At 63.1% G+C, this 24,343-nt stretch carries 25 protein-coding genes; 17 read left to right on the forward strand and 8 right to left on the reverse strand.

What is annotated here, in order from left to right:
- Positions 1-27 precede the first annotated feature (27 nt).
- The 6 genes from JQ558_RS07675 to JQ558_RS07700 all read left to right on the forward strand — a co-directional run bounded on the left by JQ558_RS07675 (position 28) and on the right by JQ558_RS07700 (position 4,864).
- Positions 28-1,380, forward strand: coding sequence for a tetratricopeptide repeat protein (locus JQ558_RS07675; RefSeq protein ID WP_212293272.1), 1,353 nt, complete (start codon positions 28-30; stop codon positions 1,378-1,380).
- A 187-nt stretch (positions 1,381-1,567) separates the two neighbouring features.
- A complete protein-coding gene (locus JQ558_RS07680; protein ID WP_212293273.1) occupies positions 1,568-3,478 on the forward strand; it encodes a propionyl-CoA synthetase in 1,911 nt (636 codons plus the stop codon).
- Positions 3,479-3,598: 120 nt separating this feature from the next.
- A complete protein-coding gene (locus JQ558_RS07685) occupies positions 3,599-3,868 on the forward strand; it encodes a hypothetical protein (protein ID WP_212209856.1) in 270 nt (89 codons plus the stop codon).
- Positions 3,869-3,881: 13 nt separating this feature from the next.
- A complete protein-coding gene (locus tag JQ558_RS07690; RefSeq protein WP_212265196.1) occupies positions 3,882-4,088 on the forward strand; it encodes a DUF6494 family protein in 207 nt (68 codons plus the stop codon).
- Between the two features lie 222 nt (positions 4,089-4,310).
- Positions 4,311-4,529, forward strand: a complete 219-nt coding sequence (locus JQ558_RS07695; protein WP_212293274.1) for an alkylphosphonate utilization protein — start codon at positions 4,311-4,313, stop codon at positions 4,527-4,529.
- A gap of 74 nt (positions 4,530-4,603) precedes the next feature.
- The gene (locus tag JQ558_RS07700; protein WP_212293275.1) at positions 4,604-4,864 is read left to right on the forward strand and encodes a SemiSWEET transporter; all 261 of its coding nucleotides are present in this window, start codon (positions 4,604-4,606) and stop codon (positions 4,862-4,864) included.
- 86 nt (positions 4,865-4,950) lie between these two features.
- Here JQ558_RS07700 and JQ558_RS07705 read toward each other — a convergent pair whose 3' ends face one another.
- Positions 4,951-5,649: a DUF1013 domain-containing protein gene (locus tag JQ558_RS07705; protein WP_192735298.1), complete on the reverse strand. Its 699-nt coding sequence runs from the start codon at positions 5,647-5,649 to the stop codon at positions 4,951-4,953.
- Positions 5,650-5,869: 220 nt separating this feature from the next.
- Here JQ558_RS07705 and ispH point away from each other — a divergent pair, with 220 nt between their 5' ends.
- From ispH to rnhA, 3 genes are all read left to right on the forward strand, one after another.
- Positions 5,870-6,847: a 4-hydroxy-3-methylbut-2-enyl diphosphate reductase gene (gene ispH, locus JQ558_RS07710; protein WP_212293276.1), complete on the forward strand. Its 978-nt coding sequence runs from the start codon at positions 5,870-5,872 to the stop codon at positions 6,845-6,847.
- Positions 6,848-7,020: 173 nt separating this feature from the next.
- Entirely contained in the window at positions 7,021-8,001 is a 981-nt protein-coding gene (locus tag JQ558_RS07715) for a homoserine kinase (RefSeq protein WP_212209852.1), read from the forward strand.
- Complete coding sequence (gene rnhA, locus JQ558_RS07720; protein ID WP_212276079.1) at positions 7,989-8,453, forward strand: ribonuclease HI; 465 nt, start codon at positions 7,989-7,991, stop codon at positions 8,451-8,453. Before JQ558_RS07715 ends, rnhA begins: the two co-directional genes overlap by 13 nt.
- A gap of 181 nt (positions 8,454-8,634) precedes the next feature.
- Here rnhA and JQ558_RS07725 read toward each other — a convergent pair whose 3' ends face one another.
- The 6 genes from JQ558_RS07725 to JQ558_RS07750 form a co-directional block, all read right to left on the reverse strand.
- Positions 8,635-9,120, reverse strand: coding sequence for a peroxiredoxin (locus JQ558_RS07725; RefSeq protein WP_192735294.1), 486 nt, complete (start codon positions 9,118-9,120; stop codon positions 8,635-8,637).
- A 107-nt stretch (positions 9,121-9,227) separates the two neighbouring features.
- Entirely contained in the window at positions 9,228-9,782 is a 555-nt protein-coding gene (locus JQ558_RS07730; RefSeq protein WP_212293277.1) for a DUF924 family protein, read from the reverse strand.
- 28 nt (positions 9,783-9,810) lie between these two features.
- A complete protein-coding gene (locus JQ558_RS07735) occupies positions 9,811-11,493 on the reverse strand; it encodes a long-chain fatty acid--CoA ligase (RefSeq protein WP_212209849.1) in 1,683 nt (560 codons plus the stop codon).
- Between the two features lie 184 nt (positions 11,494-11,677).
- The gene (locus JQ558_RS07740; RefSeq protein WP_212293278.1) at positions 11,678-13,189 is read right to left on the reverse strand and encodes a D-alanyl-D-alanine carboxypeptidase family protein; all 1,512 of its coding nucleotides are present in this window, start codon (positions 13,187-13,189) and stop codon (positions 11,678-11,680) included.
- A gap of 209 nt (positions 13,190-13,398) precedes the next feature.
- Positions 13,399-15,177: a glucan ABC transporter ATP-binding protein/ permease gene (locus tag JQ558_RS07745; RefSeq protein WP_212293279.1), complete on the reverse strand. Its 1,779-nt coding sequence runs from the start codon at positions 15,175-15,177 to the stop codon at positions 13,399-13,401.
- A 105-nt stretch (positions 15,178-15,282) separates the two neighbouring features.
- Entirely contained in the window at positions 15,283-16,347 is a 1,065-nt protein-coding gene (locus JQ558_RS07750) for an ABC transporter substrate-binding protein (protein ID WP_212209846.1), read from the reverse strand.
- Positions 16,348-16,604: 257 nt separating this feature from the next.
- Here JQ558_RS07750 and JQ558_RS07755 point away from each other — a divergent pair, with 257 nt between their 5' ends.
- From JQ558_RS07755 to JQ558_RS07775, 5 genes are all read left to right on the forward strand, one after another.
- Positions 16,605-17,033 carry a hypothetical protein gene (locus JQ558_RS07755; RefSeq protein ID WP_212209845.1) on the forward strand — a complete coding sequence of 143 codons (429 nt, stop codon included), beginning with the start codon at positions 16,605-16,607 and terminating at the stop codon, positions 17,031-17,033.
- Positions 17,034-17,157: 124 nt separating this feature from the next.
- Positions 17,158-17,601 carry a phosphoribosyl-ATP diphosphatase gene (hisE, locus tag JQ558_RS07760; RefSeq protein ID WP_212209844.1) on the forward strand — a complete coding sequence of 148 codons (444 nt, stop codon included), beginning with the start codon at positions 17,158-17,160 and terminating at the stop codon, positions 17,599-17,601.
- Between the two features lie 45 nt (positions 17,602-17,646).
- A complete protein-coding gene (locus JQ558_RS07765) occupies positions 17,647-18,246 on the forward strand; it encodes a YqaA family protein (RefSeq protein ID WP_212209843.1) in 600 nt (199 codons plus the stop codon).
- A gap of 68 nt (positions 18,247-18,314) precedes the next feature.
- Entirely contained in the window at positions 18,315-18,914 is a 600-nt protein-coding gene (locus tag JQ558_RS07770; RefSeq protein ID WP_409410495.1) for a hypothetical protein, read from the forward strand.
- A gap of 180 nt (positions 18,915-19,094) precedes the next feature.
- The gene (locus JQ558_RS07775) at positions 19,095-20,063 is read left to right on the forward strand and encodes a nitronate monooxygenase family protein (protein WP_212293280.1); all 969 of its coding nucleotides are present in this window, start codon (positions 19,095-19,097) and stop codon (positions 20,061-20,063) included.
- A 185-nt stretch (positions 20,064-20,248) separates the two neighbouring features.
- Here JQ558_RS07775 and JQ558_RS07780 read toward each other — a convergent pair whose 3' ends face one another.
- Positions 20,249-21,733, reverse strand: a complete 1,485-nt coding sequence (locus JQ558_RS07780; protein WP_212293281.1) for an aldehyde dehydrogenase family protein — start codon at positions 21,731-21,733, stop codon at positions 20,249-20,251.
- Positions 21,734-21,847: 114 nt separating this feature from the next.
- Here JQ558_RS07780 and JQ558_RS07785 point away from each other — a divergent pair, with 114 nt between their 5' ends.
- The 3 genes from JQ558_RS07785 (at position 21,848) to JQ558_RS07795 (ending at position 24,343) form a co-directional block, all read left to right on the forward strand.
- Positions 21,848-22,936, forward strand: coding sequence for a substrate-binding domain-containing protein (locus JQ558_RS07785; RefSeq protein WP_212293282.1), 1,089 nt, complete (start codon positions 21,848-21,850; stop codon positions 22,934-22,936).
- 156 nt (positions 22,937-23,092) lie between these two features.
- Positions 23,093-23,830 (forward strand): SDR family NAD(P)-dependent oxidoreductase, encoded by a 738-nt coding sequence (locus JQ558_RS07790; protein ID WP_212209840.1) that lies wholly within the window; start codon positions 23,093-23,095, stop codon positions 23,828-23,830.
- 48 nt (positions 23,831-23,878) lie between these two features.
- Positions 23,879-24,343, forward strand: coding sequence for a peroxiredoxin (locus JQ558_RS07795; protein WP_212293343.1), 465 nt, complete (start codon positions 23,879-23,881; stop codon positions 24,341-24,343).

Below are 24,343 nucleotides of genomic sequence, written 5' to 3' on the forward strand. Positions count from 1 at the left end.
CCCAGCTAGTATTCCCAAGAGCCGGTCATGCGATCATTAGTTTCGCCTCTTGCCGCCAGCGCGGCGCTTGCCATCACCATTCTGACATTCAACGGGGCCATCGCCCAAACCGTCGCCGAGCCGCCGGTGATCTGCGCGCCCCTGACCGACGCGGCACCGCCCAAGCTGATCGAAGGCTGCACTGTGCTGATCGACAATCCGGCGACGCCGGAGGCCGACCGTCTCGATGCCACCATCACCCGCGCCGTCGCGCTCTTCAGCAGCGGCCAGGCTGCCAAGGCAATGGCCGAGATCGATGCGGTCATTGCCAGGGATCCCAATCGTGCCCGCGCCTTCCGCGCTCGCGGCGAGATGCTGCGCCAGGGCGGCAAGACGGAGGCGGCATTTGTCGCGCTCAACGAAGCCATCCGGCTCGAGCCCGAAAACGCCAATGGCTATGCCAACCGTGGCAACGCCTTCAACAATGCCGGCAAATACGATCGCGCCATCGAGGACTATAATGAGGCGCTGCGGCTGAAGCCCGATTTCGCGCAAGTCTTTTCGGATCGCGGCGCGGCCTGGTATTTCAAGGGCGAGTACAAGAAGGCGATCGCCGATTACGATTCTGCGATCCGTCTCGATCCGAGTAACGCGCGGACCTATACCAATCGCGGCGCGGCCTACAAGAAAATCGGCCGCACCGACCGCGCGCTGCAGGACTCGACGTCGGCGATCCGGATCGATCCGTCGCAGCCGGAATTCTTCGACAATCGCGGGCTGGATCTCGCCGCCAATGGCGATCACGCAGGCGCGATCGCCGACTACGACGAGGCGATCAAAATCCAGCCGCAGCCGAAATTCCTGGTCAATCGCGGCGACGCCCATCAGGCGCGCAAGGACTATGACCGCGCCATTGCCGATTATGATGCGGCATTGAAGCTCGATCCGAAATTCCAGCGCGCTTACAACAACCGCGGCTCGGCCTGGGTTCGGAAGGGCGACCGCACGCGTGCGCTGCAGGATTACGCCGAGGCGGTCCGCCTCGATCCCTCCGACAAGACCGCGGCCACCAACCATCAGGAGATCGCGCAGGAGACCGAACGGCTGGGCTCGCTGAGCACCAAGAACTTGCCGAGCTTCAATTGCGCCACCGCCAGGCGTCAGGTGGAGAAGGCGATCTGTTCCGATGCGGGCCTCGCCCAACTCGACCGCAACATCAACGACGTCTTTCTGCGGGTGGTCGCGAGCGCGGAATCGGGTAACCACCGCGCGGCGCTGGCGCTGACCCGGCAGCAGCGCGATTTCATCGGCAAGCGCAACGCATCGTTCGGCCGCCCCGGCTATGATCTGCGCCAGGCGATGGAAGAGCGGCTGGAGAAGCTCAATGCCATCGCCCGGTAGTAGGGCTTATTCCGGCTTGATCTAGCGCCGCTTCCCGTGACAATGCGTCCGGAAACGACTGCCCGCGTCGTCATGGCCGGGCTTGTCCCGGCCATCCACGTCTTGCGCTCTGAGCTGAAACAAGAATGTGGATGCCCCGGCACAAGGCCGGACATGACGAGGACGGGCTCCTCTCCGGGAGCGCGCCATGAACATCCACGACAACAGCAGGTACCACGAAATCCACGCCCGCTCGCTCAGGGATCCCGAAGGCTTTTGGGCCGAGGCGGCGCGTGAAATCGACTGGATCGAGGCCCCAAGGAAAATCTTCGATTCCACGATGGGCCCCTACGGCCGCTGGTTCACGGATGGCGTCGTCAACACCTGCTACAACGCGCTCGACCGCCATGTCGCAGGCGGCCGCGCCGATCAGGTCGCGCTGATCCACGACTCGCCGCTGACCAACACGGTCACCAAATTTACCTATGCGCAGATGCTGAAAGAGGTGCAGACGCTCGCGGCGGTCATGCAGGATTTCGGTGTCACTAAAGGCGACCGCGTCATCCTCTATATGCCGATGGTGGCGGAGGCCGTGTTCGCGATGCTGGCCTGCGCGCGGATCGGCGCTGTTCACTCGGTGGTGTTCGGCGGTTTTGCAGCCAAGGAGCTCGCGAGCCGGATCGAGGATGCGAAGCCAAAATTGATCTTTTCGGCGAGCTGCGGCATCGAGCCCGGCCGCATCGTGCAATACAAGCCGCTGCTCGACGAGGCGATTGCGCTGTCGAGCGTCAAGCCGCAAACCTGCATCATCCTGCAGCGGCCGCAACAGACCTGTGAACTCACTGAAGGCCGCGATCACGACTGGGCGCAATTGCGCCGCGCCGCGCTCGATGCCGGCAAAACCGCGCCCTGCGTCCCGGTCAAGGCGACCGATCCGCTCTACATCCTCTACACCTCGGGTACCACGGGAATCCCCAAGGGCGTCGTGCGCGACAATGGCGGGCATCTGGTCGCGCTGAAATGGTCGATGTTCAATCTCTACGGCGTCAAGCCCGGCGAGGTCTGGTGGTGCGGCTCCGATATCGGCTGGGTGGTCGGCCACAGCTACATCGTCTACGGACCGCTGATCCATGGCGCGACCTCGATCATGTATGAAGGCAAGCCGGTCGGCACGCCTGACGCGGGTGCTTTCTGGCGCGTCATATCCGAGCACAAGGCGGTCGCCTTCTTCACTGCGCCGACCGCGTTCCGCGCCATCAAGAAGGAAGACCCGGACGGAAATTTCATCCGCAAATATGATCTGTCGAAATTCCGCACGCTATTTCTTGCCGGCGAACGCGCCGATCCGCCGACGGTGGAATGGGCGGAGCAGCAGCTGAAGGTGCCGGTCATCGATCACTGGTGGCAGACCGAAACCGGCTGGTGCATCGCCGGCAATCCGGTGGGGCTCGGGATGCTGCCGGTCAAGCACGGCTCGCCGACGGTGCCGATGCCGGGCTATCAGGTCGACGTCGTCGACGAGGCGGCGAAGCCCGTCCCTGCGGGCACCATGGGCTCGATCGTCATCAAGCTGCCGATGCCGCCGGCCTGCCTGCCGACGCTGTGGGAGCAGGAGGCGCGTTTCAAGGAAGCCTATCTCACCGAATTCCCCGGCTATTACAAAACCTCCGACGCCGGCTACAAGGATGAAGACGGCTATGTGTTCGTGATGGGCCGTACCGACGACATCATCAACGTCGCCGGCCACCGGCTTTCCACCGGCGGCATGGAGGAGATCCTGGCCTCGCATCCCGACGTCGCCGAATGCGCGGTGCTCGGCATCAAGGACGCGATCAAGGGCGAGGTGCCCTGCGGTTTTCTGGTGCTGAAGGCCGGCGTTTCGAAGAGCCCGGCGGAGGTCGAGAAAGAAGTCGTGGCGCTGGTGCGCGACAAGCTCGGCCCGGTCGCAGCCTTCAAGCTCGCGATCACGGTCGGCCGCCTGCCCAAGACCCGCTCCGGAAAAATCCTGCGCGGCACCATCAAGAAGATCGCCGACAATGAGCCCTGGACCATGCCGGCGACGATCGAGGATCCCAAGGTGCTCGACGAAATCGGCGACGCGCTGAAGGGCAGGGTGTGATTTAGTTGGCCGTCATGCCCGGGCTTGACCCGGGCATCCATCAATCTCCGAAAATGCCTTGATTTCGATGGATTGCCGGGGCAAGCCCGGCAATGACGAAACCGGACCCATGGATCAGTCATGCGACATAACCCCGCTCGACTTCTCATCGCCCTGCTGCTCACCGCGCCCTTGCTCGCGGGCTGCCTGGAACGGGGCCAGCCGACCATGGTCGATACCAGCGCCGACGACGATGCGTTCTGCCGCGCCAACAACGTGGCGCCGGGGTCGAACGACTACGTCATCTGCCGCAAGAACCGCGACGTGCAGCGCGGCAATGCCAACGCCCGCACCGACCGTGCCCAGCGAAACCTCGCCGAGCAAATGCTGAACAATCCGGTCCGGCCGTGATCAGGAGGTCATCATGAACGAAGACGTTTTCAACACCAGCCTGCGCGGCTTTCTCAAGAAGGTCGGCATCACCTCGCAGCGCGAAATCGAAAAAGCGGTCCGCGACGCGGTCGCCAGCGGCCGCCTCAAGGGCAACGAGAAGCTGCCGGCCAAGATGGTTCTGACCATTGGCGGCATCAGCCTCACGCACGAGATCAACGACGAGATCGAATTGGGTTAGAACAAGCGATGCGCCCCTCTTCCCCTCTCCCCTTGTGGGAGGAGAGGGTGGCTTCGCGAAGCGAAGACGGGTGAGGGGTTGTCTCCGCGGATAGAGACCTCTCGGCGGATACAGACCCCTCATCCGGCGCTTCGCGCCACCTAAGAGCGAGCTTCGCTCGTCTCGGCTCCCACAAGGGGAGAAGGAAGAGGAGCCACTCCGACTTTTCTAGAAAGATACTTCATGGACATCAAGGTCAGAGATTCCAACGGCGCGCTGCTCGCCGAGGGCGACACCGTCACGCTGATCAAGGATTTGAAGCTGAAAGGCTCCTCCACCGTGCTGAAGCGTGGCACCGTGATCAAGAACATCCACCTCACCGACAACGAAGACGAGATCGAAGGCCGCACCGACAAGGTCAAGGGCCTGGTGCTGCGCATTGAGTTTTTGAAGAAGGCGTGAGCCAGGTTCGCAGCAGCGAGGCACGCAGCCAACTACCGCTCATTGACCTTCGAATCGATGCTATAAGACCGCTCATGGAACCGATCGCCATCAAGCTGCTGGGCTTTGCGGCCGCAACGTGCACGACTCTCGCTTACGTCCCGCAGTTCGTAAAAGTCTGGCGAACCCGCTCGACGGAAGACATTTCGCTCGGAATGTTTCTGGTCATGGTGGTCGGCGTCCTGCTGTGGCTGGTGTACGGCCTGCTGTCCGGAGATGGGCCGTTGATCGTTGCCAACGCCATCACGATCGTGCTGGCCGGCGGAGTTTTGTTCATGAAACTGAAATTCGGCTGAGCGCCGCAGCTCACCAAAACAAAAACGCGGCAGGTTGCCCCGCCGCGTTTGAAATCCGGCAATTCAAATTCCCGAATACGGGAAGCCTATTCCTCGTCGTCGTCCTGCTTCTTGCCGCCGATCGTCTTCAGCTTGGCGAACACGGCGTCGACGTTGAGGTCGTCGCGCTGCTTTTCGGTCGGCTCGAATTCCGGCTCCTTCTTGGTGGTCTCGGAGGCCGGCAGCAGGGTGGCGCCGCCGTAGGCGGCGGGGACCGGCTTTTCCTTGGCGGCGCGCTGCACCTCGAAATCGAGCTCGATCTGCGAGCACAGGCCCAATGTCACCGGGTCCATCGGGGTCAGGGTCGAGGCGTTCCAGTGGGTACGGTCGCGGACCGAGGCAATGGTGGTCTTGGTGGTGCCGACCAAGCGCATGATCTGGGCGTCCTTCAGCTCGGGATGGTTGCGCACCAGCCAGAGGATCGCGCTCGGCCGCTCATGGCGGCGCGACACCGGGGTGTAGCGCGGGCCCTTCTTCTTGGCCGCCGGGGGCAGGGTAACCTTGCTCTCGCCGAGCTTGAGGCGGTAGTTCGGGTCCTTTTCGCCCCTTTCGATCTCGTCGCGGCTCAATTGGCCGGTCGAAATCGGATCCATGCCCTTGATGCCCTGGGCTGCGTCGCCGTCGGCGATGGCGCGGACCTCCAGGGGGTGCATTTTGGTGAAATCGGCCACCTGGTCGAAGGTCAGCGCGGTATTGTCAACCAGCCACACGGCAGTCGCCTTTGGCATCAGCGGTGCATTGCTCATGGCAAATCTCCTTTGTGCCTCGCCCACCTCTTTTTGGAGGCGAAGTCTGCGGTCATCGGGGATGACGGGAATTCCGGGCCTATATACCCCTTGAGGGCCCATTGGCGCAATGGCCAGCTAAAGTGCCTTGACAGCGCCCAAAAGCAGCCCCAAGTCCTTATGCAAATTGGCCGTTCCCCGCCCGCCGGCGAGGGGTGATTCGGTCCCCGAGATGGCCCCCATGACCTCTTTATCGGCGTCAGCCAAACCAGACCTGAAAATCGTGCTTTGTTCCCCCCGCGGCTTCTGTGCCGGCGTGGTACGGGCCATCGACACCGTCGAGCGCGCGCTCGCGATCTATGGCGCCCCCGTCTATGTCCGCCACGAGATCGTGCATAACCGCTATGTCGTGGACAGCCTGAAGACCAAGGGCGCGATCTTCGTCGAGGAACTGGCCGAAATTCCCGACAATACCAGCGCACCGGTGGTGTTTTCCGCCCATGGCGTGCCGAAATCGGTTCCGGCGGATGCCCGCGCGCGCAATTTCTTCTCGCTGGACGCGACCTGCCCGCTGGTCACCAAGGTGCATCGGGAAGCTGCGATCCATTTCAAGCGCGGCCGTGAAATCCTGCTGATCGGGCATTCGCATCACCCGGAAGTCGTCGGCACGGTAGGCCAGCTGCCGGCAGGCGCCGTGACGCTGATCGAGACCGCGGAAGACGCCAAGACCTTCACCCCGAAGAATCCGGACAACCTCGCTTTCGTGACCCAGACGACGCTGTCGATCGACGACACCGCCGAAATCGTCGCCCTGCTGAAGGAGCGTTTCCCGAACATCAACGGCCCGCACAAGGAAGACATCTGCTACGCCACCACCAACCGTCAGCTTGCGGTCAAGAAGGTGGCGCCGGTGGTTGACGCCCTGATCGTGGTCGGTGCGCCGAACTCGTCGAACTCACAGCGCCTGCGCGAAGTCGCCGAGCGCGAGGGCTGCCCGGTCTCGGTGCTGGCGCAGCGCGCCAGCGACCTCGACTGGTCGCGGTTCGAAGGCATCAAGAGCCTCGGCATCACGGCGGGCGCCTCGGCGCCGGAAGTGATCGTCGAGGAGATCATGGGCGCGTTCGCCGAGCGCTATACGCTGCATGTGGAGACGGTCTCGGCCGCGGAAGAAAACGAATTCTTCCCGCTGCCGCGTTCGCTGCGGCCCGACGCAGCTTAGGGCGCGCTAGTGCGGCGGATTTGAAGTTCCCCAGAGTTTGACGCGAGTGCGGTGGGAACTTCAAATCCATAAGCCGCACTAGTAATAAGATTTTTCTGGTGTCCCCTTGATCCCGAAGTTCGCATCCAAGGGGCCGCGGGGGCGTGCGAACTTCGGGATCAAAGGGACACTACATGGCGGTTTACACGGACGTTGCCGCCGAAGACCTCGCGGAGTTCCTCAAGGGTTACGACATCGGCGAATTGCTCTCCTACAAGGGCATCGCCGAAGGCGTCGAGAATTCCAACTTCCTGATGCACACCAGCAAGGGCGCCTACATCCTCACGCTGTATGAAAAGCGCGTGGCGGTGGACGATCTGCCTTACTTCCTGTCGCTGATGGCGCATCTGGCCGATCGCGGGGTGCATTGCCCGCAGCCGGCGAAAAACCGCCAGGGCGACGTCTACAGCCATCTCGTCGGGCGGCCCGCTGCGATCATCAATTTCCTCGAAGGCATGTGGCCGCGGCGGCCCAACGCCGCGCATTGCAGCGGCGTCGGCGAGGCGCTCGCCAAAATGCATCTGGCGGGCGGCGACTTTCCTCTTGTCCGGAAAAATCCGCTGTCGGTCGAGGGATGGCGGCCGCTGTTCGACCTGTCGGCGCCGCGTGCCGACAGCGTGCAGCCGGGCCTTCGCGATTTCATCGCCCGCGAACTCGATCACCTCGAGGCGAATTGGCCAAAGGATCTGCCGCTCGGCGTCATCCATGGCGATCTGTTCAACGACAACGTCTTCTTCCTCGGCGACAAGCTGTCCGGGCTGATCGACTTCCCGTTTTCCTGCAACGACATCCTGGCCTATGACGTTGCGATCTGCCTCAACGCCTGGTGCTTCGAGCCGGATCATTCCTTCAACGTCACCAAGGCGCGCGCGCTGCTCGGCGCTTATGGCCGCGAACGGAAATTGTCCGATGCCGAGCAGGACGCGCTGCCGCTGTTGGCGCGCGGCTCCGCGCTGCGCTTTTTGCTGACGCGTCTGGTCGATTTCCTCGACGTGCCGCCGGGCGCGCTGGTGAAGCCGAAAGACCCGGTCGAATATGTCCGCAAGCTGCGTTTCCACCAGAGCGTCCAGTCGGTGCGCGACTACGGCCTGACGCAGGCGGGATGCGCTGCGTGAGCGATTCAAAGCCGCATGTCACGGTCTTCACCGACGGCGCCTGCTCGGGCAATCCCGGCCCCGGCGGCTGGGGCGCGATCCTGAAATTCGGCGACACCGAAAAGGAATTGAAGGGCGGCGAAGCGCACACCACTAACAACCGCATGGAATTGATGGCGGCGATCTCGGCGCTGGAAGCGCTGAAGAAAGCCTGCGTCGTCGACCTCACCACCGACAGCCAATATGTCCGCAAGGGGATCACGGAGTGGATCCATGGCTGGAAGCGGAACGGCTGGCGCACGTCCGACAAGAAGCCGGTCAAGAACGTCGACCTGTGGCAGCGCCTCGACGCCGCGCTGAAGGCGCATGAGGTGCGCTGGCACTGGATCAAGGGCCACGCCGGCCACGAGGAGAACGAACGCGCCGATCAGTTGGCCCGCGACGGCGTCGCGATGGCACGGCTGAAGGCGTAGGGCTCGGGTGACGGGTGTCTCTTCTCCTTTCCCCTTGTGGGAGAGGGTGCCGGAGCGGAGCGCAGGCGGGTGAGGGGTTCTCTCCGCGGACACAACTCTCTCTACGGATAGAGACCCCTCATCCGGCGCTTCGCGCCACCTTCTCCCACAAGGGGAGAAGGGAAGTAAGTGCGACTGCCGCTTACAGCTGCCCCAGCAGCGTATCGCCGCCGGAAACTTCGACCTTGCCGGGGGCCGGCTCGAGGTTGAGCTTCTTGACCACGCCGTCTTCCACCAGCATCGAATAGCGCTTGGAGCGGATGCCGAGGCCGTTGCCGGACGCGTCGAGCTCCATGCCGATCGCCTTGGTGAAGTCGGCATTGCCGTCGGCGAGGAAGGTGGCTTCGTCGCGCTGGTCGGTGTCGCGCTTCCAGGCGTTCATCACGAAGGCGTCGTTGACGGAGACGATCGCGATGGTGTTCACGCCCTTGTCCTTGATGGCGTAGGCGTTGAGGAAGATGCTCGGCAGATGCATCTTGTGGCAGGTGCCGGTATAGGCGCCGGGCACCGCGAACAGCGCGACCTTCTTGCCCTTGAAAATATCGTCGGTGGTTTTGACCTGCGGCCCTTCCGCCGTCATTACGCGAAACTTGGCTTCCGGCAGCTTGTCGCCAACTTGGATCGTCATCGTCAATTCTCCCTCATGAGCGGATAGGTCTTAAACCCTGCGGCTGGCGGGCACAATATTCGGTGTCCCGGAAACGGCAATGCCGTCCTGCGTTCACTGTTCTGTCATCAGCCGGTAAACCCGCCGGTGTCGAGGAATGCCTGTTCTTCAGGCGTCGTTTCGCGCCCCAGGATGCGGTTACGGTGCGGAAAGCGGCCGAACCGGCGGATGATGTCGGCGTGATGCTCGGCATATCCCTTGTTTTCGGTATTGTCGGTCCCGCGGAACAGTTCGATGCAGCGCAGCTGGTCGGGCAAATGCTCCGAATGCATGAACGGTAGATAGAGGAATTCGAGCAGCGCCGGGTCGATACGCTTGTCCACGTCGCGGTCGATGGCGCGGGCCGCAACGTCGCGCGCCAGCCTGTCGCTTGCATAGGTCTGGGCGTCGCCACGAAACATGTTGCGGGGAAACTGATCGAGCACAATGGTGAGCGCCAGCGTGCCGTCATCGCTCGCTTCCCATGACGACAATTCGCCGGCGGCGGCCTTCCGCCACAGCTCGAGATATCGCCGGCGCACTTCCGCGTCGAGCGCATCGTCGCGGCTGTACCAGCGGTCGTGGCCGGCTTCGCGCCAGAATGTGAGGATGTCTGCCGGCGTGGGGTCGCGAGCGTCAGTCATGATCCGACGCTCGCTCCACGGTTCGGTCTCAGGCCGCGGCCTTCTTTTCGTCGCGCAGTTCGCGGCGCAGGATCTTGCCGACATTGGTCTTGGGCAGGTCGGTCCTGAACTCGATCTGCTTGGGGACCTTGTAGGCGGTCAGCTGCGTGCCGCAGAACTTGATGACGTCGTCGGCCGTGAGGTTCGGGTCCTTCTTGACGATGAAGGCCTTGACCGCCTCGCCTGACTTGGAGTCCTGGACGCCGATCACGGCGCACTCCAGCACGCCCGGATGGCTGGCGATCACTTCCTCAATCTCGTTCGGATAGACGTTGAAGCCGGAGACCAGGATCATGTCCTTCTTGCGGTCGACGATCTTGGTGTAGCCGTCCGGCGTCATCACGCCGATGTCGCCGGTGCGGAAGAAGCCGTCCGCCGTCATGACGTTCGCGGTCTCTTCCGGCCGGTTCCAGTAGCCCGCCATCACCTGCGGACCCTTGGCGCAGATCTCGCCGGCTTCGCCGAGCGGCACTTCCTTGCCGTCATCGTCGCGGATCGAGAGGTAAGTCGAGGGCACGGGAATGCCGATCGAACCGGAGAACTTGTCGGTGTCGGCGGGGTTGCAGGTCAGCGTCGGCGAGGTTTCCGACAGGCCGTAGCCTTCCGACAGCGCGCAGCCGGTAACCTTGAGCCATTTCTCGGCCACGGCCTTTTGCGTCGCCATGCCGCCGCCGAACGAGGTCTTCAGCTTGGAGAAATCGACCTTCTCGAAACCGGGGGAGTTCAACAGGCCGTTGTACAGCGTGTTGACCGCCGGGAAGCTGTTGACCTGGTATTTCATCAGCTCCTTGATGAAGCCCTGCATGTCGCGCGGATTTGGAATCAACAGATTGACGCCGCCGGCCCGCACCCCGAGCAGGAAGCACGCCGTCAGCGCGAAGATATGATAGAGCGGCAGCGCGCAGACGATGAACAGTTCGTCGACATGCGGCGGCTTCTTCAGCGCCGGCTGCAGCCAGGCGTCGTTCTGCAGCACGTTGGCGAGGATGTTGCGGTGGAGCAGCGTCGCGCCCTTGGAAACGCCGGTCGTGCCGCCGGTATATTGCAGGAAGGCGACGTCATCGCGGCTGAGTTGCGGCTTGCTGAGTTGCATGCCGCGGCCGGCGGCCAGCGCGTCGTTGAAGGAGACGGAGCCCGGGATCGACCAGGCCGGCACCATCTTCTTCACCTTGCGGACCACCAGATTGACGATCACGCCCTTGAAGCCGAGCAGGTCGCCCATGCTGCCGACGATCACATGCTTGACCGCGGTCCTGGCGATCACCTGCTGCACCGTGGTGGCGAAATTCTCCAGCACCACGATCGCCTCGGCGCCGGAATCCTTGAGTTGATGTTCGAGTTCACGCGGGGTGTAGAGCGGGTTGACGTTCACCACCGCATAGCCGGCGCGCAGCACGGCGGCGGTCGAGACCGGATACTGCAGCACGTTCGGCATCATCAGCGCGACGCGGGCGCCCTTTTGCAGGCCCTTGCTCTGCAGATAGGCGCCAAGGGCAGCCGACATCTGGTCGAGGTCGCGGTAGCTGATCGACTTGTCCATGCAGATGAACGCCTTGCGGTCGGCGAACTTCTTGAAGCTCTCTTCCAGCAACTCGACGAGCGACGAGTACTGATTGACGTCGATATCGGCGGGCACGCCGGCCGGATATTGCTTGAGCCAGATCCGCTCCATGATATTTCCCCTCTGGTTAGTTCCCGATTTCTCGAATTCTTGGGCCGGGATGCCTCGTTTTTGGCAGTATTGTGAATGCCGCCGCCGATGGCAAGCGGCTGCGCGCTATCGACGCATTGGGAATCAACAAGTCAACGTCCGGAACGGGCGAAAAGCGCCTTGATTGCCGGGCCTTGCGGGTTCTTTAACCAGCCGGTTTGGATTCGCTCTTAGGTTTTGCGGCGGCGTTGGGCTTGGCGGGCTTCGCGGCCGGCTTGTCGCCCGAAGCGGCAGGTTTCTCGGCCGGCCTGGCGGCGGGCTTGGCAGCTGCGGCAGGCTTTGCAGCTGCCACAGGCTTTACAGCTGCCGCAGGCTTGGCGGCGGCAGCAGGCTTTGCGGCCGCGGCGTCTGGTTTGATATTCGCGTGCCGGACCGCGGCCGGCTTGGCCGCGGGTTTTGTGGCCTCGGTCCTGGCGGCGGTCTTCGCTTCAGACTTGGCTTCAGACTTGGCCTTATCCGCGTCCGGCTTCTTCGCCGCGACTGCGACCTGCGATTTCTTGCCGCGCCGCGTAACCTGCTTTTGGTCATCCGCGGCCACGGCGGCGATCAGCTCCGGACCGGTCTTCTTCGGGCCGGTATAGACCACCATGGGCTCGCCAGCGGTGTACGCCGCGGCGAGCAGCTCCGAGGGTTTTGCCGTCGGCGCCTGCAGTCCTGCGGAGAAGAAAGCCAGTGCCGGGCTTTGGCCCTCGCTGGCGGCGGCCATTGTCGTGTCCGCATCCTCGTCGGTGGCGGGCCGCTTGCGTTTGCCGTTGCACATCTCCTCGCGCAGGTTCGGCGGCGTGGCGTCGATCGGCACCAGATTATCGACGGCGCCGAGCGAGGGCCGCAGCCATCCCAGCCCGTTGCTGGCAAAGCCGCGCTCCAAGAGCTGGGCGGCGCGCACCGCCCGCGCCTGGCCCGAGGTCGAGCCGAGCACGACCGCGATCAGCCGCTTGCCGTCGCGCGTCGCCGAGGCCACCAGATTATATCCGGACGCGCAGATGAAGCCGGTCTTGAAGCCGTCGGCGCCGGCATAGCGGCCGATCAGCTTGTTGAAATTGTTGGTGGTGCGGCGGCCGAAACGGATCGCCGGGATGTGCATGAAATATTCGTATTCCGGCAGATCGCGAATCACGGCACGCGCCAAAATCGCAAGATCGCGCGCCGAGGTGATCTGGCCATCGGCGGGCAGGCCGTTGGGATTGACGTAGCTCGTCTGCGTCATGCCGAGCCGCTGTGCGGTCGCGTTCATCATGCCCGAGAAGCCGTCGACGGAGCCACCGACGCCTTCGGCGAGCACCACGGCCATGTCGTTGGCCGACTTCACCATCACCATCGCCAGCGCGTTCTCGACGGTGACTTGCGTGCCCGGTTTGAAGCCCATCTTCGACGGCGACTGCGAGGCGGCCACCGGCGAAACCGTCAGCACGCTGTCTAGGCGGAGGCGTCCTTCCTTGACGGCCTTCAGCGTGACGTAAGCCGTCATGATCTTGGTCACCGAGGCCGGATACCAGGGCATCGTCGCATTTTCGGCCTGCAACACCTTGCCGGTGTCGGCTTCGACCACCAGCAGCGCCTCGGCATGCGCGGTGCGCGGCGTGACCAACGCAAGCGCGGCGACGAGCAGGATCAGGTTCAACGACGAATGGCGAAGCCGCGGGCGAAGAAAATGCACTTTTGCGTTCCGGTCCTTTGAGACCCGCCTTGACAAAAGGAGGTCCTGATATCCGACGTTCGGGTTTCAAGCGTGTCCGGTGCCGTCGCTCACGGCGGCTGCAAACCTATACCGGCTTGCCGGTCCAGAACAGAGGTTCGCTAATTAAATCGTGGACGAAATAGACGCAATTTCGCCGATAATTCAATCCGGTGGGGGCGCAGGGCGGGCTATTTTGCCTCAATGCTGGCCCGCGCGTCGGCCTGCACCATGAACTGGGCCCGCGCGAGTTCCGCAAAGCGGCCGCCTTTGGCCACCAGTTCATCGAAAGTTCCGCTTTCGATCACACGTCCGTTGTCGAACACCAGGATGCGCGTCGCGTTGCGGATGGTCGAAAGCCGGTGGGCGATCACGAAGGTCGTGCGGCCCTTCATCACTTCGTCGAGAGCGGCGTTGACTTTTGCCTCGGTGACCGCGTCGAGCGCGCTGGTGGCCTCATCGAGGATCAGGATCGGCGGGTCCTTCAACAGCGCGCGCGCGATCGACAGCCGTTGCCGTTCGCCGCCGGACAGCATGCGGCCGCGCTCGCCGGCATGGGTCTCGAATTTCCTGTCGCTGCGTTCGATGAATTCGAGCGCCTGCGCCCGCGTCGCCGCGATGCGCATTTCTTCTTCAGTGGCGTCCGGTTTGCCGACGAGCAGATTGTCGGCGAGCGAGCGGTTGAACAGCAGTGCCTCCTGGAAGACCACGCCGATATTCCGCCGCAGCGCGGTCAGCTTCAGGGCGCGGACATCCATGCCGTCAATTTTGATGATGCCGGACTGCGGATCGAACGCGCGATGCAGCAGCGCGATCGCCGTCGATTTGCCGGCGCCGGTCGGGCCGACCAGCGCGATGGTCTGGCCGGGCAAAGCGGTGAAGGACAGATCCTCGATCGCGGGCCGCTTGCCGTCATAGGAGAAGGAGACGTCGTTGAATTCGACCAGGCCGGAGAGCCGGCCGGTGTCGACAGCGCCGGGCCGATCGCGCACCGCGGGCACGGCGTCCAGCACGTCGAAGAATTCCTGCAGGCGCGGCGCTTCCATGAACACGCTGTTGATGAAGCTCACCACCTGTTCGAGCTTCTGGATCAGCATGGTCGCGAAAGAAACGAACATCACGATCTCGCCGACCGTGGTCAGCCCCTGCTGGTGCAGATAGATGCCGACGGTGAAGATCGCGAGCACCGTGATGGTGGTGGAGGCGCGGGTGATCACGGTGACCAGCGCCCACCAGCCGAGCACCGGCATCTGCACCGCGAGCAGCTTGTCGGCGACGTAGCGCAGGCCCTGCACCTCGGCATCGATGCGCACGAAGCTCTGCACCAGCGCGACATTGCCGAGCGCGTCGGAAGCGCGCGCGGAGAGGTTTGAGTAATGCTCCTCTACCTCGCTCTGCATGCCGTAGGTCTTGCGCACCACCAGCGTGGTCAGCACCGTGAATATCACGCACAGCAGGAACAGCAGGATCGCCAGCCGCCAGTTGATGTAGAGCGACAGCGGCAGCAGCACCACCAGGGACATGAGCGCGGCAAAATGCTCGCGGAAGAATCCGAGCCAGAGCCGCCACAGCGAATCCGTGCCGTTCAGCATCACCTTCATCAGCCGCCCGGAATGGGTGCCGGTGTGGAAGGTCAGCGGCAGCTGCATGATGTGCTCGAAATAATCGGTCAGCACCGCCTGGCGCTGGCGGTGCGCCAGCTTGTCGGCATGGAGCGCGACGAGGGCGCTGCAGGCGATAGTGAACAGACCGAACCCCACCCAGGCCGCCAGCAGCGGCCAGGCGCCTGACGACGACAGCGGACCCGGCGCCGCCTTGCCGGAGAGCACGTCGATGATCTTGCCGAACAGCACGGGCTCGGCGAATTGCGCGCCGGCCAGCAGCAGATTGGCGCCGGCCAGAATCCAGCCCAGCCGCGCCTCTTTGCCGAGCAGCTCGAGGACGCGGGTGTAAAGGCGAATCATGGACATGCCGCAAGCACTGGAGGGGCGGGGCGATCAGTCGAGCCGCATTCTAATCAGGGATCGCCGCCGAGAACCAGCGTCTGCGCGACTTTTACTCAATTGATCAGCTACTCAATTGATCAGCCGGCCGTTGACCGGGGGCAGGAACTGGTCGTCGAAAATATCAGCTGCTACTGGCCGCTTCTGGAATTTGAAGCCTTCCGCGAGCTGATCGATCGACCGCTCGAACCTCGCAATATCGATGCCGCCGATGCCGTTGCGCCTGACCTCGCCGGTCAGGATATTGTCGCGCAGGATGGCGCTCAGCCGTTCGAGCTCCAGGTCGCGCGAGCCGCCGTCCATGCGGTTGACGACCTCGGTCACTGCGGCCGCGGGGTCCTTGATGGCCAGATGCGTGCCGCCGATCACCGCTCGCACAAATCCTCTCACCGCTTCCGGTTTGGTGGCCGCCAGCGCCGGGTTGACGACAATGGCGAAACCGTAGGCGTCGCAGCCATAGTCGGCGAACTTCAATACCGCCAGATCGTCGGCCGGCACGCCACGGTCTTTCAGGTTGATCGCCGACAGATAGGAAAATCCGGTGACGGCATCGATCTGGCCCGCCGACAGCATCGGCTCGCGCACCGCGGCGCTGATATTGCTTTGCTTGACGCTCGCGATCTTGATGCCGTTCTGCTTCGCCACCGCCGGCCATAGCCGGATCGAAAGATCCCCCTCGGCGACGCCGAGATTCTTGCCTTCGATGTCCGACAGCGCCCGGACGCCGCGGCTCTTGCGGGCGATGATGGCGTAGGGGGCCTTGTTGAACAGCATGAACACCGCCTTGACCGGCGGGACGCCCTGCTTGTCCTTGTCGCGAAAACGCACCAGCGCGTTGATGTCGACCAGCGCGAAATCGCTGGTGCCGGCGGCGACGCGCGCGATCGCATCCGGCGATCCGCTGGCGATGTTGATGGTGACGGCGAGCCCCTCGGCGGTGAACAGGCCGCCGGTGGCCGCCATCACGAAAGGCGCGTCCGTCGCATCGATGGGGCGGTCGAGCGAGAACTGGATCGCGAGCGGCGGTCGTGGTTCGTCCGCGGCAAGGCTCACCCCCGCACCGAAGCACACCACTCCGCAAAGGCCTGCAAGCGAGGCCAGCATCGAGCGAAGGGCGTTGGTTCGGCGTGCACGCATTGAGCTTACGTCACTGGGAGATGGGACAAGTTGCCGCGCGGCCAAGTCTGTTGGATCGCAGGTCTGTTTCAGGACAAGAACACCGGCATTACAAGCCTTAAACGCAGGCATTCTGTCGCATCCAACGTGAACGGGCGATGACTGCCACGATTTGGCCAGAGATCGTTCAGCTTGCGTTTGGTTTGGGGAACCTAATATCCGCCCAGTGGTTAGCAATTCGAGGCCTGTCAGGCCAAGCTCCCACGGAGGACATTGAGATGTTTGCACGAACAGGAGTGTTTTCATCGATCGGCCGCGCCGGCGCGGTGGCGACGGTTGTCGCGCTAGCCCTGACGGCCTACCAGCCGTCGGCAGCTTTCGCCGGCTCGGCCGCGCCCGCCAAGGATGTAACGGCCACGACGGGGACCAGCGGCGCGACTGATTTCAGTTCGCGCGCCAGGAGATATTATGGCGGCGGTGGCGCCGCGGCGGCTGCGGCCTTCGCCGGCATCGTCGGCACCGGCATCGCGATTGCGGCCGCCCAGAACCGCCGCGATTACTACTATGGCAACAGCTACGGTTACTACGGGGGCGGCCCGGCCTATTACGCTCCCCCGGCCTATTACGGCGGCGGCCCCTACTACTACGGCGGTGGCTACGGCCGTGACCGGTACTATGGCGGCTACAAGAATCCCAACTACTGGTAATTGCGAGCGTTGTTAAGGCCGATGTTAAACACGAATCCACCGGCCGCCCCCGGCCGGTGGATTTTTTTTGGTTGTCAAGCCGGCCGTTAACACGCTGCCCACGGCTTTCGATTAGGTTTGAGGGATGAGTGATTCGCTCGAACGGCTTTATCAGGCGGTGCTCGCGGCCAGGGATCTTGATCCGGCAATTTCGCGAACGGCGCGGCTGTTTCAGCGCGGCCCGGCCAAGATGGCCAAGAAGCTGGCCGAGGAAGCCATCGAAGTCGTGATCGACGCCGTCAACGGCGATACCGATGCGGTGGTCCGCGAGAGCGCTGATCTTCTCTACAACCTGACCGTTCTGTGGGCAGCCGCCGGGGTCAAGCCCGAGGATGTCTGGCGCGAGATGGCGCGGCGCGAGCTGATGCTCGGCATCGCCGAGAAGCTGCCGAAATCGACGGTCAAGCCGCCCAAGGCGATTCCTGACAAGGCGGCCTCGGCCAAGGCGTTACCCAAAGCGGTGACACCACCTGCGGTTCGGCGGCGAATTGTCGCGCTGGAAGGCCGCAGCCTGCGAAAGCGGCACTAAATCTCCCAAAATTCCGTCGTCTGCCGGCATGGACAAATCCGCTCCATGATGGTTCATGCGGCCATGCTTAAACGATCCTACGACTGGTTCCTCGCCGCCGCCGACAAGCCGTACGCACTCTGGATTATGGCGGCGGTATCGTTCGCGGAAAGCTCGTTCTTCCCGATCCCTCCCGACGTCATGCTGCTGCCGATGTCGCTGGCGCGGCCGAAGCGGGCGTGGTGGTTCGCGACCGTGTGCACGATCGCCTCGGTTGCCGGCGGTGTGGTCGGATACGCCATCGGCGCGCTGCTGTACGACTCGGTCGGGCAGTGGCTGATCAACGTCTATGGTCTCAGCGGCAAGGTCGAAGCGTTCCGTCAGTCCTATGCCGAATGGGGCGCGCTGATCATCATCGGCAAGGGGTTGACGCCGATCCCCTACAAGCTTGTCACCATCACGTCAGGATTCGCCGGCTACAATATCTGGCTGTTCATCCTGTGCTCGATCATCGCGCGGGGCGGACGCTTCTTCGTGGTCGCGATCCTGCTCAACCGTTACGGCGACCTCATTCGCAGCGAGCTGGAAAAGCGCCTCGGTTTCTGGGTCGCGATCGGCGCCGCGGTGCTGGTGCTCGGATTCGTCATCGCGGTTAAATTGGTCTGACCTGCGCGCGGGGCGCTTTGCCGGACCAAACGCTTCAGAACACGCCCGCTTCAGGCTACGCTCGCTCCATGCCTGATCGAATCGGCCATCTTTTCAATTCAATCGGGACGGCGTTCGCGACCGCTTGCCTCGCGCTGTCGATGCTGGCGCTCGCCTCGGACGCCGGCTGGTCGCAAAGCGCGCCTCAGCCCTCGCTCGGCGTGCAGTCGCCGGCCCAGCAGCCGGTGCCGCAGGGACCGGCCCCGCAGCAGATCGAACCGCCGCAGCAGCCGGAAAATCCCGGTCTGATCAACGAAATCGGCAAGCTGCTCGAGAAATCCAAATCGATCCTGCCGAGCCTGAAGAGCCCAGGCGAGACCGACCCCAACACCCGCGCCCAGGATACTGCAAAGGATGCCGCAAAGGATCCCGGCGACAGCCGGCCGAACATGATGCTTCCGTCGATCATGGTCACAGGACGCGCGGCCTGCCTGGTGTCGGCCAATGGCGCGCCGGACTGCAAGGCCGGGGCCGACAGACTGTGCCAGACCAAGGGTTACAAGGAAGGCAAGAGCCTCGACACCGACGCGGCCGAGAAATGCTCGCCGAAAGTGTTCATCCCGGGCCGCAAGCGCGAACCGGGCGACTGCAAGACCGAAAATTACGTGACTCGCGCGATATGCCAGTAGCGCATGACCCGGAAAAGTGGGCACCGGTTTTCCGGCAGGGTCATGCGCAAGAAATAGCGCCAAAACGCAATACTTGACACTGGAAAGATTGCCTTGTTGGTATGACGTCCGGCATCTCTTGAGATATCTCTTGGCAGATGCCCCGTACCAGTTCCGGAACACGCGAAAGGATTGTTTCGAATGTCCATGCCTGCCTTGTTCAAGGGCCGTCTGTCGATCCCCGTCATCGGTGCGCCGCTGTTCATCATTTCCGTGCCTGATCTGGTGATCGCGCAGTGCAAGGCGGGTGTGGTCGGATCGTTTCCGGCGCTCAACGCACGGCCGCCGGCGCTGCTCGACGAATGGCTGGCGCGGATCAGGGAAGAACTCGCGGCTCACGACAAGGCGCATCCCGACAGGCTCTCGGCACCGTTCGCGGTCAACCAGATCGTGCACAAGTCGAACAACCGGCTCGATCAGGATCTGGCGCTTTGCGAGAAGCACAAGGTGCCGATGATGATCACCTCGCTCGGCGCGCGCGAAGAGCTCAACCAGGCGGCGCATGGCTGGGGCTGTGTCGTGTTCCACGACGTCATCAACCAGAAGTTCGCGCACAAGGCGGTTGAGAAGGGTGCCGACGGCCTGGTCCTGGTGTCGGCCGGCGCCGGCGGCCATGCCGGCGAGATCTCGCCACTGGCCTTCGTGGCCGAGACGAGGCAATGGTTCGACGGTCCGATCGCGTTGTCGGGCGCGATTGCCAACGGCCGGGCCATTCGTGCGGCACGCATACTGGGTGCCGACTTCGCCTATATCGGCTCGGCCTTCATCGCCACCGCAGAGGCCAATGCGGTGGAAGGCTACAAGCAGATGATCACGACCTCAGGCGCCGAAGACATCGTCTATTCCAACCTGTTCACCGGAGTGCACGGCAATTATCTGAAGCCGTCGATCGTCGCGGCGGGCATGGATCCCGAAAACCTGCCGACGTCAGATCCGTCCAAGATGAGTTTTGGCACGGATGCTTCGGGTGAGCGCGCAAAGCCTAAGGCCTGGAAGGAAATCTGGGGCAGCGGCCAGGGCGTCGGTAGCGTCGCAAAAGTCTTGCCTGCAGCCGAACTGATCGCGCGGTTCAAGAAGGAATACGACGAGGCAATCGATCCGCCGCTGTGATTTTCTTCCTTCTCCCCTTGTGGGAGAAGGTGGCCTAGGCGGCCTTCGGCCGCTTAGAACGCCGATGCCCTGCATCGGCTATGGCGCCGGATGAGGGGTCTCTATCCTCATCTCAGATAGAACCCCTCACCCGTCTTCGCTGCGCGAAGCCACCCTCTCCCACAAGGGGAGAGGGGAAGTGAGCATCACACGCTCAAATTCATCCACACCGCCTTCGGCTCGGTGAAATTCTCGATCGCGGCGGAGCCGTGTTCGCGGCCGAAGCCGGAATCGCGCACGCCGCCCCATGGCAAGCGCACGTCGGTATAGCCATAGGTGTTGATCCAGACCGTGCCGGCCTTTGCATGCTTTGCGAAACGCTGCACCCGCCCGATGTCGCGGCTCCACACCCCGGCCGCAAGACTGTAGGCGGTGCCGTTGGCGATCCGCAGCGCATCGGCTTCATCCTTGAACTTAATGACGCTCACCACCGGACCGAAAATTTCCTCCTGCGAAATCCGCATCTCGTGTTCGACATTGGCGAACACCGCGGGGCTGATGAAATAGCCGCGGGTGCCGATGCGTGTCCCGCCGGTGGTCAGCAGTGCGCCTTCCCTTTGGCCGATATCGACATAGTCGAGGATGCTGTTCATCTGTTTTTCGGAGATCACGGGCCCGAGCGCCGTGGCGCGATCGCCGGGATCGCCGATGCGGATCGACTGGGCGCGTTGCGTCAGCCGTTCGACCACTTCGTCGTAGACCTTCTCATGGACCAGTACGCGTGAGCCGGCCGAGCACACCTGTCCGGCATTGAAAAAGATTCCTGACGCCGCCGCCTTGCTGGCGGCCTCGATATCGGCGTCGTCGAAGATCACGTTGGCGGACTTGCCGCCGAGTTCGAGCGAGACCCGTTTGAAGTTGCCGGCGGCGCCGCGCAGGATGCCGCGGCCGACGCCGGGCGAGCCCGTGAACGTGACCTTGTCGACATCAGGATGATTGACCAGCGCGTCGCCGACGACCCGGCCGGGGCCGGTCACGATGTTGAGCACGCCCGGCGGCAGGCCGGCTTCCAGCGCCAGTTCGCCGATGCGCAGCGCCGACAGCGAGGTCAGTTCGGCAGGCTTCATCACGATGGTGCAGCCGCAGGCGAGCGCCGGCGCCAGCTTCCACATCCCGATCATCAGCGGGAAATTCCAGGGAACGATCGCCGCGACCACGCCGACCGGCTCACGCACGGTGTAGGTCAGCGCGTCGTCCCGCGTCGAAACCACCTCGCCGTGGATCTTGTCGGCCCAGCCCGCGTAGTAGGTCAGCGTGTCGATCGCGGCTGGCAAATCCTGCCGGAGCACGCCTGAGATCGGCTTGCCGGCATCAAGGCTTTCGAGTGCTGCGATTTCGTCCGCATGCTTCTTCATCAGCTCCGCAAGCCGGAGCAGGATCCGCCCGCGCTCGGAGGCGCGCATGCTGCGCCAGGGACCCTCGAAGGCGCGGCGGGCCGCGGCTACGGCGCGATCGACGTCGGCCTCGTTGCCTTCGGCCACGGTGGCGATGACCTGTTCGGTGGCTGGATTGAGCGTCTTGAAGGTGCGCCCGGAGATCGAAGGCACGTGCTGGCCGTCGATCAGCAGCAACCGGGGCCTGGCGGGCGCGATCGCGGGCGCCGTCGCGGCGTAATCATATGCAATAGACATCATATTTCCTCCGTTTCTGTATCTCAAACTAGGAGGGTTATCGCAGCAGTAAATATGATATGATCTGCCTATGGATCGCGAATATATGCAATCGACTTCATAGGCTGAGAGCCAATGCACCACATCGAAATCGAAACCGTCTGGCGATTTCACAAGGAGGGCAGCCCGCAGACCGCCGTGGTGATGCTCGGAATTCTCAACGAGATCCGCAAAACCGGAAAGCTCACCAGCGCGGCGACGCACGCCCAGCTGTCCTATCGCCACGTCTGGAATCTGGTCGAGCAATGGTCGGATTTCTTTGGCGTGCCGCTGGTCGAGACCCATCGCGGCAAGGGCACGACGCTGACGGCGTTCGGCGAAAAACTGGTCTGGGCCGGTGAGCGGATGCAGGCCCGTCTCGGCCCGCAGCTTGAAAATCTGGCGCAGGAGCTCGCGACCGAGATCAAGCCGTTCCTGCACCAGCGTCCGTCCGTGATCCGCGTCCACGCCAGCCATGGTTTTGCAGTCTCAAAGCTGCGCGAACTGCTCGACCGCGAACCCGGGATCGGCGTCGATTTGCGCTATGTCAGCAACCAGAATTCGCTGCTGTCGCTGGCGCAGGGCGCCTGCGATCTCTCCGGCGTGCATCTGCCGCGCGGCGAATTGCGCATCCAGGGCATCCGCGCATGCAAGGAATGGCTCGATCCGCGCGAGGACCGCGTCATCAGTTTCGTGACGCGCGAAATGGGATTGATGGTCAAGCCGGGCAACCCGCTCGAGATTGCATCGATCAAGGATATCGTCGATCGCAAGGCGCGCTTTGTGAACCGCGATCATGATTCCGGAACGCGGCTGCTGTTCGATCAGTTGCTGGCGTTGCACAGGATCGACGAAGCGAAAATCAACGGCGCCCAGCAGATGGAATTCACCCACGCGGCGGTCGCCGCCTACGTCGCCAGCGGCATGGCCGATGTCAGTTTTGGCGTCGAGGCGGCCGCACGGCAATTCGGGCTCGATTTCATCCGCTTGCTGACCGAGGATTATTTGTTTGTCTGCAAGCGCGCGTTTCTGGAGACCGAACCGATGCGCCGCGTCATCGACATCATGAAGGGTCGCGAGTTCCAGCGCGAAGTGGCGAGCCTGCCCGGCTATGTCGCGACTGACACGGGGGTGGTCTCAACGGTGAAGGCGTTCCTGGAGAGCGTGGGTGGCGGCGTGGCGTGACTCACTTTCCGTCATGGCCGGGCTTGTCCTGGCCATCCACGTCTTACTTGGCTCAAGTGAAGCAAGACGTGGATGCCCGGGACAAGCCCGGGCATGACGAGCAACAAAATGATATCGTCACACGTGTCCACGCTTGCGTTGATGGGATCATGACCGATGACAACGAAACAGGATCTAAGCGCGCGTGTCGCGTTGGTGACGGGTGGCTCGCGCGGCATCGGCGCTGCGATTGCTTTGATGCTCGCCGAGCAAGGTGCCGCGGTCGCGGTCAATTACCGTGAGCGCGCGGATGACGCGGAAGCGGTCGTCGCCAAAATCAAGGCCGGTGGTGGCCGTGCCATCGCCGTTGCCGCCGACGTGTCGCAGGCTGCTGCCGTCACAAAGATGGTCGAACAGGTCGCGCGCGACCTCGGTCCGATCGACATTCTCGTCAACAACGCCGGCATCGCAATCGTGCGCAGCGTCGACGAACTTTCCGAAGCCGATTTCGACCGCACCATCACAGTCAATCTGAAGTCGGTCTTCCTGTGCACGCAGGCCGTGCTGCCGGCAATGCGGGCGCGCCAATGGGGCCGCATCGTCAATATTTCGTCGGGTGCCGCACGCGGCGCCGGCGCCATCGGCCCGCATTACAACGCCTCCAAGGCCGGCATCGAGGGACTGACGCGAGGGTACGCGGCGCGGCTCGTGAAGGAGGGGATCACGGTCAACAATGTGGCGCCGTCGCTGATTGAAACCGACATGATGCGCGGGCGCACCGATCTTGCGCGCAATATTCCGCTCGGACGAATGGGACAGCCTGAGGAAGTCGCGCAGGCCGTCGCGATGGTGCTCGGCAACGATTACATGACCGGGCAAACCATCATTCTCAATGGCGGCATGGCGTTCATTTGACGGATCAGTTCAACCGCGGTCTTGATGGGCCGGATGCAAACAGGAGAGATGTTGGTGTCGCTCGCCCCCGAAATCGCTGTGTCGCGCTGGTTCAATACCAATGAAGCGCTGACGCTCTCCGCGTTGCGCGGCCGGCCGGTCCTGCTCCATGCATTTCAGATGCTTTGTCCCGGATGCGTCGCCCATGGCACGCCGCAAACCCAGCGCGCCCATGAGCTCTTCAAGAACACGGATCTTCAGGTCATCGGCTTGCATACCGTGTTCGAACATCACGCAGCCATGACGCCGGTGTCGCTGCAGGCCTTCATCCACGAATATCGCCTGACATTTCCGATCGGGGTCGATGAGGCCGGTGAGGAGACGCCGATACCGCTCACCATGGGGAGATATAGAATGCAGGGTACGCCAACCAGCATTCTGATCGGTCGAAACGGCAGCATCGTGCACCACGGGTTCGGGCAGCAAAGCGACATGGCACTCGGCGCGATCATCGCGGCGGAGCTTGCTGCCTGA

This window comes from Bradyrhizobium sp. AUGA SZCCT0160 (genome assembly GCF_018130105.1).
GTDB lineage: Bacteria > Pseudomonadota > Alphaproteobacteria > Rhizobiales > Xanthobacteraceae > Bradyrhizobium.

What these genes read in the sequence shown, in the direction of transcription:
- JQ558_RS07675 (WP_212293272.1), top strand. Translation starts at nt 28, where the DNA reads ATGCGATCATTAGTTTCGCCTCTTGCCGCCAGCGCGGCGCTTGCCATC.
- JQ558_RS07680 (WP_212293273.1), top strand. Translation starts at nt 1,568, where the DNA reads ATGAACATCCACGACAACAGCAGGTACCACGAAATCCACGCCCGCTCG.
- JQ558_RS07685 (WP_212209856.1), top strand. Translation starts at nt 3,599, where the DNA reads ATGCGACATAACCCCGCTCGACTTCTCATCGCCCTGCTGCTCACCGCG.
- JQ558_RS07690 (WP_212265196.1), top strand. Translation starts at nt 3,882, where the DNA reads ATGAACGAAGACGTTTTCAACACCAGCCTGCGCGGCTTTCTCAAGAAG.
- JQ558_RS07695 (WP_212293274.1), top strand. Translation starts at nt 4,311, where the DNA reads ATGGACATCAAGGTCAGAGATTCCAACGGCGCGCTGCTCGCCGAGGGC.
- JQ558_RS07700 (WP_212293275.1), top strand. Translation starts at nt 4,604, where the DNA reads ATGGAACCGATCGCCATCAAGCTGCTGGGCTTTGCGGCCGCAACGTGC.
- JQ558_RS07705 (WP_192735298.1), bottom strand. Translation starts at nt 5,649, where the DNA reads ATGAGCAATGCACCGCTGATGCCAAAGGCGACTGCCGTGTGGCTGGTT.
- ispH (WP_212293276.1), top strand. Translation starts at nt 5,870, where the DNA reads ATGACCTCTTTATCGGCGTCAGCCAAACCAGACCTGAAAATCGTGCTT.
- JQ558_RS07715 (WP_212209852.1), top strand. Translation starts at nt 7,021, where the DNA reads ATGGCGGTTTACACGGACGTTGCCGCCGAAGACCTCGCGGAGTTCCTC.
- rnhA (WP_212276079.1), top strand. Translation starts at nt 7,989, where the DNA reads ATGCGCTGCGTGAGCGATTCAAAGCCGCATGTCACGGTCTTCACCGAC.
- JQ558_RS07725 (WP_192735294.1), bottom strand. Translation starts at nt 9,120, where the DNA reads ATGACGATCCAAGTTGGCGACAAGCTGCCGGAAGCCAAGTTTCGCGTA.
- JQ558_RS07730 (WP_212293277.1), bottom strand. Translation starts at nt 9,782, where the DNA reads ATGACTGACGCTCGCGACCCCACGCCGGCAGACATCCTCACATTCTGG.
- JQ558_RS07735 (WP_212209849.1), bottom strand. Translation starts at nt 11,493, where the DNA reads ATGGAGCGGATCTGGCTCAAGCAATATCCGGCCGGCGTGCCCGCCGAT.
- JQ558_RS07745 (WP_212293279.1), bottom strand. Translation starts at nt 15,177, where the DNA reads ATGTCCATGATTCGCCTTTACACCCGCGTCCTCGAGCTGCTCGGCAAA.
- JQ558_RS07750 (WP_212209846.1), bottom strand. Translation starts at nt 16,347, where the DNA reads ATGCGTGCACGCCGAACCAACGCCCTTCGCTCGATGCTGGCCTCGCTT.
- JQ558_RS07755 (WP_212209845.1), top strand. Translation starts at nt 16,605, where the DNA reads ATGTTTGCACGAACAGGAGTGTTTTCATCGATCGGCCGCGCCGGCGCG.
- hisE (WP_212209844.1), top strand. Translation starts at nt 17,158, where the DNA reads ATGAGTGATTCGCTCGAACGGCTTTATCAGGCGGTGCTCGCGGCCAGG.
- JQ558_RS07765 (WP_212209843.1), top strand. Translation starts at nt 17,647, where the DNA reads ATGATGGTTCATGCGGCCATGCTTAAACGATCCTACGACTGGTTCCTC.
- JQ558_RS07770 (WP_409410495.1), top strand. Translation starts at nt 18,315, where the DNA reads ATGCCTGATCGAATCGGCCATCTTTTCAATTCAATCGGGACGGCGTTC.
- JQ558_RS07775 (WP_212293280.1), top strand. Translation starts at nt 19,095, where the DNA reads ATGTCCATGCCTGCCTTGTTCAAGGGCCGTCTGTCGATCCCCGTCATC.
- JQ558_RS07780 (WP_212293281.1), bottom strand. Translation starts at nt 21,733, where the DNA reads ATGTCTATTGCATATGATTACGCCGCGACGGCGCCCGCGATCGCGCCC.
- JQ558_RS07785 (WP_212293282.1), top strand. Translation starts at nt 21,848, where the DNA reads ATGCACCACATCGAAATCGAAACCGTCTGGCGATTTCACAAGGAGGGC.
- JQ558_RS07790 (WP_212209840.1), top strand. Translation starts at nt 23,093, where the DNA reads ATGACAACGAAACAGGATCTAAGCGCGCGTGTCGCGTTGGTGACGGGT.
- JQ558_RS07795 (WP_212293343.1), top strand. Translation starts at nt 23,879, where the DNA reads ATGTTGGTGTCGCTCGCCCCCGAAATCGCTGTGTCGCGCTGGTTCAAT.